We start from the raw sequence: 14,577 nt of genomic DNA, 5'->3' as shown, positions 1-14,577 counted from the left end.
CGCAGCTAAGGAGGTATTTGGGCGATTTATCGGAAGGTTACCCGTGACCCTGCGGTGGATGAAACACGACCGTGACAAAGGACGAAGTTTAGGCCCAAATAGCCGAGCGTGCCGGTACCGCAACGAGAATCCCAAGAACAGGTCACGTTCCAAGTGTGCGCCACGCCGACCTGCGGCGGGCGTTCGTCGTGAGGCCGGCCTCGACGCGGGAGGAGTCGCACATGACCGTCAGGGCACTCATCATGCCAGGATTGGGGCATGACAGACGGCCCCGGCGATCGTGAGCAGCCACCTCCCGGCTGGTCGCCCCAGCAACCTCCCGCCTACGGTGCGCCCGGCCCCTGGGCCGACCCCAACGCCCCCGGCTCCTATCCGCCGCCCCCCGGCGGCTACCCGCCCCCGCCGCCTCCCCCTCCCGGCGGCTACTACGGCGGCGGCGGTTATTACGGCGCGCCGGTGCTCAAGCCCGGCATCATCCCGCTGCGGCCGCTGCAGCTGGGCGACCTCTACAACGGCGCGGTGTCGTTCATCCGGGCCAACCCGAAGGCGACGCTGGGGTTGTCGGCGCTGGTGGTGACGGTCGCCGAGATCATCACGCTGGCGATCCAGCTGCCCACCTTCGGCCCCCTCGCCAGCGCGGCGCTCGACCCCGCGCGGACCGGGAACGACGTCGAGGCCATGCTCGGGCCCATGGCCGCCTTCCTCGGCAGCACGCTGCTGGGCAGCATCGTGACGGCGGTGGCCATGGTCGTGCTGACCGGCATGCTCACCGGGATCATCGGCCGGGCCGTGTTCGGCGAGCAGATCTCGATCGGCCAGGCGTGGGCCATCGTCAGGGGCCGGGTGCCCGCGCTGATCGGGCTGGCGCTGCTGCAGTCGCTGATCGTGTTCGGCGTCTTCCTGGGGCCGGCCCTCCTGCTGTTCATGCTGGGGGCGGCCGGGGCGCCGGAGGGCGCGCTGGTGCTGCTCGGGCTGGTCCTGCTCACCGGCGGCGTCTGCTTCGCGGTGTTCCTCTACACCAAGCTCAGCCTGGCGAGCTCGGCGATCGTGCTCGAGGGCGTCGGCGTCGGCACCGCCATGAGCCGGTCGTTCCGGCTGGTCAAGGGCGACTTCTGGCGGGTGTTCGGCATCCTGCTGCTGACCACGATCGTGGTCGGCCTGGTCGCCACGGCGGTGGCCGCGCCGTTCTCGGTGTTCAGCTCGCTCGGCAACCCCGAGACGCTGGTCAGCGACGGGCAGTTCTACGTCAGCTCGATCATCGCCGGCGTCGGCGCGATCATCGCCGGCACCATCACCAACCCGTTCTCCGCCGGGGTCACCACCCTCCTGTACGCCGACCGCCGCATGCGCGCCGAGGCGTTCGACCTGGTTCTCCAGACCGAGGCCGTCGAGCGTCAGCAGGGCGCGCCCGGCACCGCCCCCGAGAACCTGTGGCGCCCGCGCGACCCATGGTCCTAGACATCCCCGTCGAGATCGGCCGGGAGGCCGCCAGAGAGGCCGCCGTCCGCGAGCTCTCCGATCCCGCCTACCCGAAGCCGTCGTGGGTCGACCTGGTGCTCGAACGGATCTGGGCGTTCGTCAACGACCTGATCGCGCGGGCCTCGGGCGTCCCCGGCGGGTGGTTGACGCTGACGGTGCTCGTGCTGATCCTGGCGGTCGTCGTGGTCGCGCTGGTCAGGGCGGCCCGCAAGGCCCCCCGCAGCCGGCAGCCCGGTGACGGGGGCCTGTTCGGGGAGACCCGCCTGGGGGCCGCCGAACACCGGGCCCTGGCCGAACGGCACGCCGCCGCCGGGGAGTGGGCCCAGGCGATCCGGGAACGCCTGCGCGCCATCGCCCGCGAGCTGGAGGAACGCACGATCGTGGAACCCATGCCGGGGCGTACGGCGACCGAGCTGGCCGCCGAGGCGGGCCGGGCGCTGCCCGCGCTGGCCGCCGGCCTCGATCAGGGCGTCCGGACGTTCGCCGACGTCACCTACGGCGAGCGTCCGGGCAGCCCCGAGGGCTACGCCGCGCTCACCGAGCTCGACACGGCGGTCCGCCGGGAGAAGGCGACCCTGCGATGACCTCCGTCACCCCGACGATCACCGAGCGGTGGCGCTCGTGGCGCGGCGTGCTGGGCGCGCTGGCCGCGATCGTGCTCGCGGCCACGGCGATCGTGTTGTTCAGCGGCACCCGTAACGGGGGGCGCCTCGACGTCGAGGCGACCACCCCCCAGGGCGCCCGCGCGCTGGCCGAGCTGCTGCGCGCGCAGGGCGTCGAGGTGAACCAGGTGACGACCTTCGACGACGCGATCGAGCAGGCCGAGGGCTCGCTGCTGGTGGTGGCCCGGCCCGAGTTCCTGGTCGACGCCGCCCGGCTGGCCGAGCTCGCCGGACGGCCCGGGCCCCGGCTGCTGATCGCGCCCACCGAACCGGTGCTGCGGGCGCTGGCCCCGGGGGTGACCGCCCGTCCCGGCTCCACCGAGACGGTCCGGGAGCCGGGCTGCGGGCTCAAGGCGGCGGTGCTGGCCGGGAACGCCCTCGTCGGCGGCTCCTCCTTCACCGACGCGACCTGCTACGGCGGCACCGTCGGCGTCGTCGGCGACGCCACCCTGGTCGGGTCGGGCTCGTTCCTGACCAACGGACGGCTGCCCGAGAACGGCAACGCGGCGCTGGCGATGAACCTGGCCGGCGCCCACCAGCGGGTCACCTGGTTCGCGCCCCGGGCCCCGCTCGGCACGCCCGAGGGCGGCCAGAAGTCCATCGCGGAGCTGATCCCGGCGAACGTCGGCTGGTTCGTCTGGGCGCTGGTCGTGGCGGTGCTCCTCACCGCGTTGTGGCGGGGCCGCCGCCTGGGGCCGGTGGTCGAAGAACGGCTGCCGGTGGTCGTCCGGGCCGCCGAGACCGTCGAAGGGCGGGGCCGCCTCTACCGGGCCCGCGCGGCCCGCGACCGGGCGGCGCTGGCCCTGCGCGAGGCCGCGCTGGCGCGCACGACGCCCCGGCTGGGGCTGACCGCGACGGCCGGCGAGAACGAGATCGTTACGGCGGTGGCCGCCCGGACCGGGCAGGATGGCGGACGGGTCCGCGAGATCCTCTACGGCGGCGTGCCCGCCGGAGACGCCGCACTGGTCGCCCTGGCGCGCGACCTCGACACCATCGAAAGGCAGGTACGGGACTCGTGACGACACCTGACGCCTCCCGGGAGGCGCTGGCGGCCCTCCGCGCCGAGGTCGCGAAGGCCGTGGTGGGGCAGGACGCCGTGGTCTCCGGGCTGGTGATCGCGTTGTTGTGCCGGGGCCACGTGCTGCTCGAAGGCGTGCCGGGTGTGGCCAAGACGCTGCTGGTGCGCACGCTCGCGACGGCGCTGTCGGTCGACTTCAAGCGGGTGCAGTTCACCCCCGACCTGATGCCGGGCGACGTGACCGGGTCGCTGGTCTACGACGCGCGCACCGCCGAGTTCGAGTTCCGGTCGGGGCCGGTGTTCACCAACCTGCTGCTGGCCGACGAGATCAACCGCACCCCGCCGAAGACCCAGGCCTCCCTGCTGGAGGCCATGGAGGAGCGGCAGGTCAGCGTCGACGGCACGCCGCGGCCGCTGCCCGACCCGTTCATCGTGGCGGCGACCCAGAACCCGGTGGAGTACGAGGGCACCTACCAGCTCCCCGAGGCGCAGCTCGACCGGTTCATGCTGAAGCTGACCGTGCCGCTGCCGGGCCGCGACGACGAGATCGCGGTGCTGCGGCGGCACGCCGACGGCTTCGACCCGCGCGACCTGTCCCACGTGAAGGCGGTCGCGAGCGCGGCCGACCTGGCCGCGGGCCGGGCGGCGGTGGCCGAGACCCACGTGTCGCCCGAAGTGCTCGCCTACATCGTCGACCTGGCCAGGGCGACCCGGCAGTCGCCCTCGCTGGGGCTGGGCGTCTCGCCGCGAGGCGCGACGGCCCTGCTGGCGGCGGCCCGCGCCTGGGGCTGGCTCTCGGGGCGCGACTACGTGACGCCCGACGACGTGAAGGCGCTGGCCCGGCCCGCGTTGCGGCACCGGGTGCAGCTGCGTCCGGAGGCCGAGCTGGAGGGCGCGACCGCCGACGGGGTGCTCGACGGCATCCTGGCGTCCGTCCCCGTGCCGCGCTGATGGCGCTGACCGGGCGGGCCGCGCTGCTGGCGGTCGCGGGGGCGCTCGTCGTGCTCGCCGCGCCCGCGCCCGCCGTCGCGTTCTGGCTGGTCCTCGGAGTGATCGTGCTGGCCGTCGGGGTCGACCTGGCGCTGGCGGGCAGTGTGCGGGCGTTGCGGTTCGAGCGGTCCGACGATCAGCGGGTACGTCTCGGGGAGACCGCCGAGATCACCCTGCTGGTGGCCAATCCGGGCCGCCGCCGGGTGCGCGGCCTGCTGCGCGACGCGTGGCCGCCGAGCACCCGCCCGGCCCCCAGGGAGCACGCTCTCGACGTCCCGGCCGGGGAACGCCGCCGGGTCACCACCACGCTGCGCCCGCTCCGCAGGGGCGACTTCACCGCCGCGGCGGTGACCGTGCGGGCGCTGGGCCCGCTCGGCGTGGCGGCCCGGCAAGGGTCCCATCAGGTCGGCGGGCGGGTCAGGGTGCTGCCGCCGTTCCTGTCGCGCCGCCACCTGCCGGGCAAGCTGGCCCGGCTGCGCGCGATCGAGGGGCTGAACCCGGTCCAGATCCGCGGCCAGGGCACCGAGTTCGACTCGCTGCGCGAGTACGTCGTCGGCGACGACGTCCGGTCGATCGACTGGCGGGCCACCGCCCGGCGGGCCGACGTCGTGGTGCGCACCTGGCGGCCCGAACGCGACCGGCGGGTGCTGATCGTGCTCGACACCGGCCGCACCTCGGCCGGGCGGGTGGGGGTCGACCCGGCGTCGGGCGACCCGAGCGGCTGGCCCCGGCTCGACTGGGGCATGGACGCCGCCCTGCTGCTGGCCGCCCTGTGCGCGCGGGCGGGCGACCGGGTCGACTTCCTGGCCTACGACCGGGCCGTCAGGGCCCAGGTGAGCGGCGGCGGCCGGGGCGACCTGCTGCCCGGCCTGGTGACCGCGATGGCGCCGCTGGAGCCGGAGCTCGTGGAGGCCGACGCCCACGGCATGGTGGCCGCCGTGCTGGCCCGCGCCAGGCGGCGCTGCCTGGTGGTCGTGCTGACCGACCTGAACGCGACCGCGCTCGACGAGGGCCTGCTGCCGGTCCTCCCCCAGCTCTCCGCGCGGCACCTGGTGCTGCTGGCCGCCGTGGCCGACCCCCGGGTGGCCGCGCTGGCGGCCGGGCGCGACGGCGCGGCCGAGGTGTTCGAGGCGGCGGCGGCCGAACGCCAGCGGGTCGAACGCCGCCAGGTGACCGCCCGGTTGCGCCGCCACGGGGTCGAGGTCGTCGACGCCCTGCCCGGGGACCTGGCATCGGCGCTGGCCGACGCCTACCTGAACCTGAAGGCCGCGGGCCGCCTCTAGGCCGTCGGCACGTGGTCGGGCGCGTCGGCGATGTCGCCCGTCTCGCCGGCCCTGGCGGCGCGGCGGCCGTAGCGGACGACGTACAGGAGGAAGAGCAGTTCGGCGGCGGCGCCGATTGAGATGCGGGCCCAGGTCGGCAGCGGCGAGGGGGTGACGAGGGCCTCGATGAGGCCCGAGACCAGCAGCACCACCGCGAGCCCGAGCACCACCGCGACCACCGCGCGGCCCTGTTCGGCGAGCACCTGCGCGCGGGGGCGCGGGCCGGGCGCGATCAGCGCCCAGCCGACCCGCATGCCCGCACCGGCGGCCAGGAACACCGCCGTGAGCTCCAGCAGGCCGTGGGGCGTGATCAGCCCGAAGAACACCTCGCCCCGGCCCGAGTCGATCATGATGCCGCCGAGCAGCCCGACGTTGGCGGCGTTCTGGACGAGGATGTACGGGATGAGCACGCCCCCGATGACCGACGAGGCGATGCACTGGGCGGCCACCCACGCGTTGTTCACCCACACGTGGGTGGCGAACGACCCGGCGGGGTTCTCGCTGTAGTAGTCGGCGAAGTCGTGCTCGACCAGCTGCCTGATCTCCTCGGGGGTGCCCATCGCGGCCCGCACGTCGGGGTTGGCGGCCACCCACACGCCCACGGCCACCGCGACGATCGACGACGCCACGGCCGCGCCCAGCCACCACCGCCACGACCGGTAGCAGACCACCGGGAACGAGACCGTCCAGAACCGGAGGAACTCCCGCCAGGCGGGCGCGTGGGCGCCGGTGACGGCCGACCGCGACCGCGCGACCAGCGCCGACAACCGGCCGGCCAGCACGCCGTCTCGGGACGCGGAGCGGACGATCGACAGATGGGTGGACACCCGCTGGTAGAGCTCGACGAGTTCGTCGACCTCCGGCCCGGTCAGCCTGCGGCGCCGCTTCACCAGGTCGTCGAGCCGGTCCCAGGTCGGCTGGTGGGCGGCTCGGAAGGCGTCGATGTCCACGATCGCGAGCCTAGTAGGGTCGGGACATGTCCGATGTGCCGCGCCCTGACGTCGTGACCGGCGACGCCGTGGCGCTCGACGTGCCGCTGGCGCAGTTGCCGATCCGGGTGGTCGCCTTCCTGCTCGACCTGATCGTGCAGATCCTGCTGCTCGTCGGGGCGATGCTGCTGATCGCGTTCGCCCTCGGCGACATCGACGAGTCGCTGGCCACCGCCCTGATCATCGCCTCGTTCGTGGCGGTCCTGGTCGGCTACCCGGTGACGTTCGAGACCCTGTCGCGCGGCCGCAGCCTCGGCAAGATGGCCCTCGGCCTGCGGGTGGTGGCCGACGACGGCGGGCCCGAGCGGTTCCGGCAGGCGTTCTTCCGCGGCCTGACGGCCGTCGTCGAGATCTACATGCTGACCGGCGCCCCGGCGGTGATCTGCGCGCTGGTCAACCAGAAGGGCAAGCGGCTGGGCGACCTGTTCGGCGGCACCGTCGTCATCTCGGAGCGGGCGCCGAAGGAGACGGGCGCCCCGCCCGAGATGCCGCCGCAGCTGGCCGCGTGGGCGGCCACGCTGGAGCTGACCGGCCTCACCGACGACCTGGCCGCCGTGTCACGGCAGTACCTGACCCGGCTGCCGCAGCTGTCGCCGCACGCCGCCCACGACATGGGTTTGCGGATCGCTTCTCAGGTCTCGGCCCGGGTGCAACCCCCGCCGCCACCTGGGGTTCCGCCCTACGCCTACCTGGCCGCCGTGCTCGCCGAACGCCGCCGCCGTGAGATGGCGAGGTTTAGCCAAAGACGCCAGGGGCAGTTGTGACGAACGCAGGCATGGGGCACGCCTGCAGTGGGGTTGGGCGGGTACGTCCGGAGCGCAGAGGGAGAGGCGAACCGGTCGTACCCGCCCGTCATCTCGGCTCAGGTGACTGGCCTGGAGCGAGCCGAGTGATATGACCGTAGTACGGCAGATTGCCGGTATCCATGGGGTAACACAACTGTTTCTACGAACCTGAACGCCAGCTGTGCAGGTAGGCCTCCTGGTCAGAGGTGAGGCCGTCGATCGTGATCCCCGCCGCCGCCAGCTTCAGCCCCGCCACCCGCGCGTCGATCCCGTCGGGCACGTCGTAGACCCCCGGCTTCAGCGACGCGTGCTCGGCCGCCAGCCACGCCACCGCGAGCGCCTGGGCCGAGAACGACATGTCCATCACCGCCGCCGGATGGCCCTCGGCCGCCGCCAGGTTCACCAGCCGGCCCTCGGCCAGCAGCAGCAGCCGCCGGCCGTTCACCACGAACTCGTCGGTGTTGGGCCGCACCTGGTAGTGGACCTCCTCGGCCATCGACTCCAGGGCGCGCACGTCGATCTCGACGTCGAAGTGGCCCGCGTTGGCCAGGATCGCGCCGTCCTTCATGACCGCCAGGTGCTCGGCCCTGATCACGTCGCGGTTGCCGGTGACCGTCACGAACACGTCGCCGACCGCGGCCGCCTCGGCCATGGTGGCCACGCCGTAGCCGTGCAGCGCGGCGTCGAGCGCCTTCACCGGGTCGATCTCGGTCACCACGACCCGCGCGCCCAGCCCCTTGGCCCGCTCGGCCACGCCCCGGCCGCAGTAGCCGAACCCGGCCACCACGACCGTCCGGCCCGCCAGCAGGGTGTTGGTGGCCCGCATGATGCCGTCGAGCGTCGACTGGCCCGTGCCGTAGCGGTTGTCGAACATCCGCTTGGTGCGGGTGTCGTTCACCGCGACCATCGGGAACTTCAGCGCGCCCTCGGCGGCCATCTGGCGCAGCCGGATGATCCCGGTCGTGGTCTCCTCGCAGCCGCCCTTGACCGTCAGGTCGGAGCGTTCGGTGTGCAGGATGTTGACCAGGTCGCACCCGTCGTCGAGGACGATGTCGGGCCCGATGTCCAGGGCCCGGTGGATGTGCCGGTAGTAGGTGTCGCGGTCGACCCCCGCCCTGGCGTGCACGGCGATGCCGTAGTCGGCCAGGGCGGCGGCGACGTCGTCCTGTGTCGAGAGCGGGTTGGAGGCGGCCAGCGCGATCTCCGCGCCGCCCGCCTTCAGCGCGCCCATGAGCACCGCCGTCTCGGCCGTGACGTGGAGGCAGGCGGCGACCTTCAGCCCGTCGAGCGGGCGGTCGACGCCGAACCCCGCGCCGATCGCGGTGAGCACCGGCATGGCGCGCGACGCCCACCCGATCCGGCGCTCGCCGGCCTCGGCGAGAACGGCATCCATGATCAGTAGCGGTAGTGGTCGGGCTTGTAGGGGCCCTCGACGTCGACGCCGATGTACTCGGCCTGCTTCTTCGACAGCGTGGTCAGCTTCACGCCGAGCGCGTCGAGGTGGAGGCGGGCGACCTTCTCGTCGAGGTGCTTGGGCAGCACGTACACGCCGATCGGGTAGGCGTCGGTCTTGGTGAACAGCTCGATCTGCGCGATCACCTGGTTGGTGAAGGAGTTCGACATGACGAACGAGGGGTGGCCGGTGGCGCAGCCCAGGTTCATCAGACGGCCCTCGGCCAGCACGATGATCTGCTTGCCGTCAGGGAAGCGCCAGGTGTGGACCTGGGGCTTGACCTCTTCCTTCTCGATGCCCGGGATGCGGGCCAGGCCGGCCATGTCGATCTCGTTGTCGAAGTGGCCGATGTTGGACACGATCGCGTTGTGCTTCATCTGCGCCATGTGGTCGGCGGTGATGATGCTGAAGTTGCCCGTGGTGGTGACGAAGATGTCGGCGATGCCGACGACCTCCTCCAGGGTGGTGACCTGGAAGCCGTCCATCGCGGCCTGGAGGGCGCAGATGGGGTCGATCTCGGTCACGATGACGCGGGCGCCCTGGCCGCGCAGCGCGTCGGCGCAGCCCTTGCCGACGTCGCCGTAGCCGGCGACCACGGCCACCTTGCCGCCGATCAGCACGTCGGTGGCGCGGTTGAGGCCGTCGATCACCGAGTGGCGGCAGCCGTACTTGTTGTCGAACTTCGACTTGGTGACCGAGTCGTTCACGTTGATGGCCGGGAAGAGCAGCTGGCCGTTGTTGAACATCTCGTAGAGGCGGTGGACGCCGGTGGTGGTCTCCTCGGTGACGCCCTTGATCGCCTCGGCGGTCTTGGTCCAGCGCTGGTCGGCGCCGACCGTGCGGCGGAGCAGGTCGAGGATGATGCCCCACTCCTCGGGGTCGTCCTCGGAGGCGGTCGGCACGACGCCGCCGGCCTTCTCGAACTCGGCGCCCTTGTGGACGAGCAGGGTGGCGTCGCCGCCGTCGTCGAGGATCATGTTGGGGCCGGTGCCGTCAGGCCACTGCAGCGCCTGGTCGGTGCACCACCAGTACTCCTCCAGCGTCTCGCCCTTCCAGGCGAAGACCGGCACGCCCTTGGGCTCCTCGACGGTCCCCTCGGGGCCGACGACGACCGCGGCGGCGGCGTGGTCCTGCGTGGAGAAGATGTTGCACGAGACCCAGCGCACGTCGGCGCCGAGGGCGACCAGCGTCTCGATCAGGACGGCGGTCTGGATGGTCATGTGCAGCGAGCCCATGATCTTCGCGCCCCGGAGCGGCTGGGAGGCGGCGAACTCCTTGCGCGTCGCCATCAGGCCCGGCATCTCGTGCTCGGCGAGGCGGATCTCCTTGCGGCCGAAGTCCGCGAGCGACAGGTCGGCGACCTTGAAGTCCATCTTGGGGTGTCCCCTCTCGTAGCGTCCCTGCCACTGTAGGGCCGAACACCACCACCGAGCGCCGAACCTGACACAAGAATGTAAGAATGGGCTCATGCGCATCACGGAGGCCGCCGCCAAATTGGGCATGTCGCCCAGAATGCTGCGATATCGGGAGGCGCTCGGACTACTCCCACCCGTCCGCGACCTCGGCTCTCACCGCCGATTCGGCGACGAGGAGCTCGCCGCCGTCACCCAGGCGATGGAACTGGAGAAGCGGTTCGACGTCTCGCCGAGCGAGCTCGCCTTCGCACTGCGGGCCCTGTCGGAACCGGCCGTCGCCCAGGCCGTGAGAGACCTGGGCGTGCGGATCGGACGCATCCAGGCGCCCCGCAGGGCGCTGGACTTCGAGAAGGAGAAGGCGCTACGCCTGCTGCGCGGGCGCTGACGACGAGGACGCCTCGATGGCCGGTTCGAGGTAGATGATCCGGGCGATCGGCACGGCCGCGCGGATGCGCTGCTCGGCCTCGTCGATGCCCCGGGCCACCTCGGCGGCGGTGTCGTCGTGCTCGACGGCGATCTTGGCGGCCACCAGCAGCTCCTCGGGGCCGACGTGGAGGGTGCGCATGTGGATGACCCGGCTCACCTCGGGCGCGCTCTCCAGGGCCGCGCGGATCTGCGCGTCGACCTCGGGACCGGCGCTCTCGCCGATGAGCAGCGACTTGGTCTCGATCGCCAGCACGATCGCGATGGCGCCGAGCAGGACGCCGATCATCAGGGTGCCGACGCCGTCCCAGATGCCGTTGCCGGTGACGACGGCCATCGTGACGCCGAACAGCGCGAAGATCAGACCGAGCAGCGCGCCCAGGTCTTCGAGCACGATGACGGGCAGCTCGGGCGACTTCGACCGGCGGATGAACTGCCACCAGGTCAGGTTGCCCTTGTGCGGCAGCGACTCCTTGATCGCGGTCCGGAACGAGAACGCCTCGGCGATGATCGCGAAGATCAGCACGCCGAACGCCCACTGCGGGGAGCTCAGGTCTTCGGGGTGCTGGATCTTGTGTACGCCCTCGTAGAGCGAGAACAGCGCGCCGATCGTGAACAACACGACCGCCACCACGAACGAGTAGAAGTAGCGCTCGCGGCCGTAGCCGAACGGGTGCTGCTCGGTGCGTTCACGGGCCGCCCGCTTGCCGCCCAGCAGCAGCAGCGCCTGGTTCCCCGAGTCGGCCACGGAGTGGACCGACTCGGCGATCATGGACGACGATCCGGTGAACAGGAAGGCGACGAACTTCGCCACGGCGATCGACAGGTTGGCGACCAGCGCCGCGACGATCGCCTTCGTTCCGCCACTGGCGCTCACGATGACACTCCCTCAGGTTTTCGGCCAGAAGATCCTAACGGGCAATTCTGGCCTTAAGCTCCCGGACCGCGCTCACCGGAGTGGGATCGATTCCATAACCAAGTGCCAGATAGACGCTGGCGAAATCGGCCAGCCCGATCAGCGTCGCCAGCCGTTCAAGCGGATGACGCCCCTCGGCCATCAACTCGGACACCCGCACGTCGCGGTTTTCGGCCAGCCGGACGGTGGTGCCCCGGGTGCGGGTCTCGCGTTCGTCTTCGTCGGTGTCGCGGAGCACGAACAGCCGCAGCTGCCGGCCCTGCGTGTCGGCGAAGATGTCGCGCTCGGCGAGCGGGCCGTCGAAGGCGGCCACCTGGTTGTGGGCCGCCTCGGGCAGCTCGCCGAAGATCGCCGGGTACTTGGCGTTCTCGTAGAGCTGGTGGACCAGCCGGTGGGCGGCCACGATCGGCAGCGCCGAGGAGCCCCAGACCATCGGCACCGACTCGGCCAGCTCCATGGCCAGCGTCTTGCCGGGGTTGATGAACGTGTCGCTCGACGGGCGGCACCGGTGGGCCAGGTCTTCGAGCAGGGTGGCGGTGGATTCGTACACCGGCTCGGGCACGTCGGCCAGGCCCAGCGACGACGCCGCCACGACGAGCGGGACCGTCAGCGCCCACAACGCCGCGCGGGCGTGGCCCAGCGCGGCCTCGACCGGGACGAACGGGGCCCCGCGCTGGGTGCAGAGCGACTGGAGCGGCGAGCCGGGGCGGCCGACCCCGACCAGACGGCAACCGCGCCGGGCGGCCTCCCAGGCCAGGCCGAGGGTCTCCTCGGTGGCCCCGGAGGCCGACACGGCGAACACCAGGTCGTTGGCGCCGATCCAGCCGGGCAGCCGGTGGCCGCTCGCGGTCGTGATCGGGATCGGCGCGCCGTTGCCGCAGATCGCCCGGAGGATCTCGCCCGACACGCCGCTGACGCCCATGCCGAGCGTCACGATCGCCCTCGGGCGCCCCTCGGCGGCGACCACCCCCACGCCCGCTTCGGCGGCCAGCCGGCGGCCGGTGCGGATCTGGGCGGCCGCCGAGGCGACCGCCGGAAGCATGCCCGAGGGATCGGCCGCGACCAGATGGTTCTGGTCGTCGAGCAGCTCAGGCTCCCAGATCATGCCTTCCGTGCCTCGTCGACCAGCAGCACGGGAATGTCGTCGCGGACCGGGTAGACCAGGCCGCAGCTCTCGGAGGTGCAGGCCAGTTCGTCGGCCTCGGCCCGGAGCGGGGACTTGCACGCCGGGCAGGCCAGGATCTCCAGCAGCCAGTCGTCGATCTTCAAATCCCTCGAACCTCTTTCAGAACGTCGTCGCGCACGCCGGCCATGGTCACCTCGTCGTCGCCCTCGGCGTTGAGCCGGAGCAGCGGTTCGGTGTTGGACGGGCGCAGGTTGAACCACCAGGTCGGACCGGTGACGGTCAGGCCGTCCAGCTCATCGAAGGTAACACCCTCGCGGGACCCGAACACCTCGCGCACCTTGGCGGTGGCGGCGGCCTGGTCGGCGACGGTGCTGTTGATCTCGCCGGAGGCGGTGTAGCGCGCGTAGGCGGCCAGCACCTCCGACAGGGGGCGGTCCTGCTCGCCGAGGGCGGCCAGCACGTGGAGGGCGGCCAGCATGCCCGAGTCGGCGTACCAGAAGTCGCGGAAGTAGTAGTGGGCCGAGTGTTCGCCGCCGAAGACGGCGCCCGTGCGGGCCATCTCGGCCTTGATGAAGGAGTGGCCGACGCGGGTGCGGACCGGCAGCCCGCCGTGCTCCTTGACGATCTCGGGCACGCCGCGCGAGGTGATCAGGTTGTGGATGATCGTGGCCCCGGGGTGCTTGGCCAGCTCGCGCGCGGCGACCAGGGCGGTGATCGTCGACGGGGAGACCGAGGCGCCCTTCTCGTCGATCACCCAGCAGCGGTCGGCGTCGCCGTCGAAGGCGATGCCCAGGTCGGCCCGGTGCTCGACGACGGCCTGCTGCAGGTCGACCAGGTTGGCCGGTTCGATCGGGTTGGCCTCGTGGTTGGGGAAGGAGCCGTCGAGCTCGAAGTAGAGCGGCACGAGCTCGATCGGCAGCCCGGCGAACACCTCGGGCACGGTGTGGCCGCCCATGCCGTTGCCGGCGTCGACGACGACCTTCAGCGGCCTGATCGCCGACAGGTCGACGAGCGACTTCAGGTGGTCGGCGTAGCCCGTCAGCAGGTCGCGGTGGGTGACGTCGCCGGTCGGGTCGGGGGCCGAGGCGCCCAGCAGCCCGAGCGCCCGGTCGCGGATCTCGGTCAGGCCCGTCTCGGAGCCGATCGGCACGGCCCCGGCGCGGCACATCTTCATGCCGTTGTACTGCGCGGGGTTGTGGCTGGCGGTGAACATGACACCCGGCAGGTTCAGGGTGCCGCTGGCGTAGTAGAGCAGGTCGGTGGAGCCCAGCCCGGCGTGGATCACATCGGCGCCCCGGGAGGTCGCGCCGCGGGCGAAGGCCGCCGCGAGCGGGCCGGAGGACTCCCGCATGTCATGGGCGATCACGATCCGGTCGCCCCCCACCACCTCCGCGAAGGCCGCCCCCACGGCCTCGGCGATCTCCTCGTCGAACTCGTCCGGTACGACACCGCGTACGTCATACGCCTTGAAGATCTTGGCGAGGTCGCCCAATTCCGCCCCTATATGTCGCAGATCCCTAGGGTTGGAAGCCTAGTGGCCGCACGCCTTCAGCGGTCGCGATTGGACTTCAGGACCCGGAGGTGACCACGGCGGCCCACCTCGACGGCCTGGCCGGTCGGCTCGCCCGGCGCGGGGGCCGGACGGGCGGCCTCGCGGACGGCGTTGGCCAGCGCTTCGAGGTCGTCTCCGGAGGGCGCGCCCGGCTCGTAGGGCAGCCGCACGACCTCCCAGCCGCGGGGCGCGGTGAGCCGCTCGGCGTGTTCGGCGCACAGGTCATAGCAGTGCGGCTCGACGTACGTCGCCAGGGGGCCAAGAACAGCGGTCGAGTCGGCGTAAACGTACGTGAGTGTGAAGACGGCAGGCTGCCTGCAGGCGGTACGGGAACAGCTGCGGACGGGGCTCACGGAGGGACCGTATCCGGTCCGCCCGCACATTGCCACCACCCCGCCCCTCTTAACGAGCGTGTCGCCACAATCCGGACACCCCCCGAACACGGCC

15 protein-coding genes are annotated in these 14,577 nt (G+C 72.1%); 7 read left to right on the top strand and 8 right to left on the bottom strand.

What is annotated here, in order from left to right; genetic code table 11:
* Positions 1–258 precede the first annotated feature (258 nt).
* The 5 genes from AW271_RS41240 to AW271_RS10420 are packed head-to-tail and all read left to right on the top strand — an operon-like array spanning position 259 to position 5,432.
* Positions 259–1,458 carry a DUF7847 domain-containing protein gene (locus AW271_RS41240; protein ID WP_063817948.1) on the top strand — a complete coding sequence of 400 codons (1,200 nt, stop codon included), beginning with the start codon at positions 259–261 and terminating at the stop codon, positions 1,456–1,458.
* Positions 1,449–2,063, top strand: coding sequence for a DUF4129 domain-containing protein (locus AW271_RS10435; RefSeq protein WP_062335379.1), 615 nt, complete (start codon positions 1,449–1,451; stop codon positions 2,061–2,063). The genes AW271_RS41240 and AW271_RS10435 overlap by 10 nt, the downstream gene beginning before the upstream one ends.
* Positions 2,060–3,160 (top strand): DUF4350 domain-containing protein, encoded by a 1,101-nt coding sequence (locus AW271_RS10430; protein ID WP_062335378.1) that lies wholly within the window; start codon positions 2,060–2,062, stop codon positions 3,158–3,160. Before AW271_RS10435 ends, AW271_RS10430 begins: the two co-directional genes overlap by 4 nt.
* A complete protein-coding gene (locus tag AW271_RS10425; RefSeq protein WP_062335377.1) occupies positions 3,157–4,110 on the top strand; it encodes an AAA family ATPase in 954 nt (317 codons plus the stop codon). Before AW271_RS10430 ends, AW271_RS10425 begins: the two co-directional genes overlap by 4 nt.
* A complete protein-coding gene (locus AW271_RS10420; RefSeq protein ID WP_062335376.1) occupies positions 4,110–5,432 on the top strand; it encodes a DUF58 domain-containing protein in 1,323 nt (440 codons plus the stop codon). The genes AW271_RS10425 and AW271_RS10420 overlap by 1 nt, the downstream gene beginning before the upstream one ends.
* Here the strand turns inward: AW271_RS10420 and AW271_RS10415 are convergent.
* Complete coding sequence (locus AW271_RS10415) at positions 5,429–6,421, bottom strand: stage II sporulation protein M (protein WP_062335375.1); 993 nt, start codon at positions 6,419–6,421, stop codon at positions 5,429–5,431. The two genes, AW271_RS10420 and AW271_RS10415, sit on opposite strands and share 4 nt — an antisense overlap.
* Before the next feature lie 26 nt (positions 6,422–6,447).
* On the opposite strand from AW271_RS10415, the gene AW271_RS10410 reads away from it, so the two are divergent.
* Positions 6,448–7,224, top strand: coding sequence for an RDD family protein (locus tag AW271_RS10410; RefSeq protein ID WP_083976457.1), 777 nt, complete (start codon positions 6,448–6,450; stop codon positions 7,222–7,224).
* Positions 7,225–7,405: 181 nt separating this feature from the next.
* Here AW271_RS10410 and AW271_RS10405 read toward each other — a convergent pair whose 3' ends face one another.
* Together AW271_RS10405 and ahcY are read right to left on the bottom strand one after the other, a co-directional pair.
* Entirely contained in the window at positions 7,406–8,638 is a 1,233-nt protein-coding gene (locus AW271_RS10405) for an adenosylhomocysteinase (RefSeq protein WP_062335373.1), read from the bottom strand.
* Between the two features lie 2 nt (positions 8,639–8,640).
* A complete protein-coding gene (ahcY, locus tag AW271_RS10400; protein WP_062335372.1) occupies positions 8,641–10,071 on the bottom strand; it encodes an adenosylhomocysteinase in 1,431 nt (476 codons plus the stop codon).
* Between the two features lie 94 nt (positions 10,072–10,165).
* Between ahcY and AW271_RS10395 the strand changes: the two genes are divergently transcribed.
* Positions 10,166–10,498 (top strand): MerR family transcriptional regulator, encoded by a 333-nt coding sequence (locus AW271_RS10395; protein ID WP_062335371.1) that lies wholly within the window; start codon positions 10,166–10,168, stop codon positions 10,496–10,498.
* On the opposite strand, the gene AW271_RS10390 is transcribed toward AW271_RS10395, so the two are convergent.
* Genes AW271_RS10390 through AW271_RS10375 form a run of 5 tightly spaced genes read right to left on the bottom strand, consistent with a single transcriptional unit; the run spans position 10,475 to position 14,483 of the window.
* Complete coding sequence (locus tag AW271_RS10390; protein ID WP_062335370.1) at positions 10,475–11,413, bottom strand: cation diffusion facilitator family transporter; 939 nt, start codon at positions 11,411–11,413, stop codon at positions 10,475–10,477. The two genes, AW271_RS10395 and AW271_RS10390, sit on opposite strands and share 24 nt — an antisense overlap.
* 34 nt (positions 11,414–11,447) lie before the next feature.
* Entirely contained in the window at positions 11,448–12,557 is a 1,110-nt protein-coding gene (locus tag AW271_RS10385) for an SIS domain-containing protein (RefSeq protein WP_062335369.1), read from the bottom strand.
* Complete coding sequence (locus AW271_RS38370; RefSeq protein ID WP_083958892.1) at positions 12,554–12,721, bottom strand: Trm112 family protein; 168 nt, start codon at positions 12,719–12,721, stop codon at positions 12,554–12,556. Before AW271_RS38370 ends, AW271_RS10385 begins: the two co-directional genes overlap by 4 nt.
* Positions 12,718–14,070 carry a phosphomannomutase/phosphoglucomutase gene (locus AW271_RS10380; RefSeq protein WP_062335368.1) on the bottom strand — a complete coding sequence of 451 codons (1,353 nt, stop codon included), beginning with the start codon at positions 14,068–14,070 and terminating at the stop codon, positions 12,718–12,720. The genes AW271_RS38370 and AW271_RS10380 overlap by 4 nt, the downstream gene beginning before the upstream one ends.
* Positions 14,071–14,126: 56 nt before the next feature.
* Positions 14,127–14,483, bottom strand: coding sequence for a DUF3499 domain-containing protein (locus tag AW271_RS10375; protein WP_030451265.1), 357 nt, complete (start codon positions 14,481–14,483; stop codon positions 14,127–14,129).
* Between the last annotated feature and the right edge of the window lie 94 nt (positions 14,484–14,577).

Source organism: Herbidospora sakaeratensis, from assembly GCF_001570525.1.
Classification (GTDB): Bacteria; Actinomycetota; Actinomycetes; order Streptosporangiales; family Streptosporangiaceae; genus Herbidospora; species Herbidospora sakaeratensis.
The sequence above is the reverse complement of the archived record's forward strand: the minus strand, read 5'-3'. Positions and strand labels throughout refer to the sequence as shown.

What these genes read in the sequence shown, in the direction of transcription:
- AW271_RS41240 (WP_063817948.1), top strand. Translation starts at nt 259, where the DNA reads ATGACAGACGGCCCCGGCGATCGTGAGCAGCCACCTCCCGGCTGGTCG.
- AW271_RS10435 (WP_062335379.1), top strand. Translation starts at nt 1,449, where the DNA reads ATGGTCCTAGACATCCCCGTCGAGATCGGCCGGGAGGCCGCCAGAGAG.
- AW271_RS10430 (WP_062335378.1), top strand. Translation starts at nt 2,060, where the DNA reads ATGACCTCCGTCACCCCGACGATCACCGAGCGGTGGCGCTCGTGGCGC.
- AW271_RS10420 (WP_062335376.1), top strand. Translation starts at nt 4,110, where the DNA reads ATGGCGCTGACCGGGCGGGCCGCGCTGCTGGCGGTCGCGGGGGCGCTC.
- AW271_RS10410 (WP_083976457.1), top strand. Translation starts at nt 6,448, where the DNA reads ATGTCCGATGTGCCGCGCCCTGACGTCGTGACCGGCGACGCCGTGGCG.
- AW271_RS10405 (WP_062335373.1), bottom strand. Translation starts at nt 8,638, where the DNA reads ATGGATGCCGTTCTCGCCGAGGCCGGCGAGCGCCGGATCGGGTGGGCG.
- ahcY (WP_062335372.1), bottom strand. Translation starts at nt 10,071, where the DNA reads ATGGACTTCAAGGTCGCCGACCTGTCGCTCGCGGACTTCGGCCGCAAG.
- AW271_RS10395 (WP_062335371.1), top strand. Translation starts at nt 10,166, where the DNA reads ATGCGCATCACGGAGGCCGCCGCCAAATTGGGCATGTCGCCCAGAATG.
- AW271_RS10385 (WP_062335369.1), bottom strand. Translation starts at nt 12,557, where the DNA reads ATGATCTGGGAGCCTGAGCTGCTCGACGACCAGAACCATCTGGTCGCG.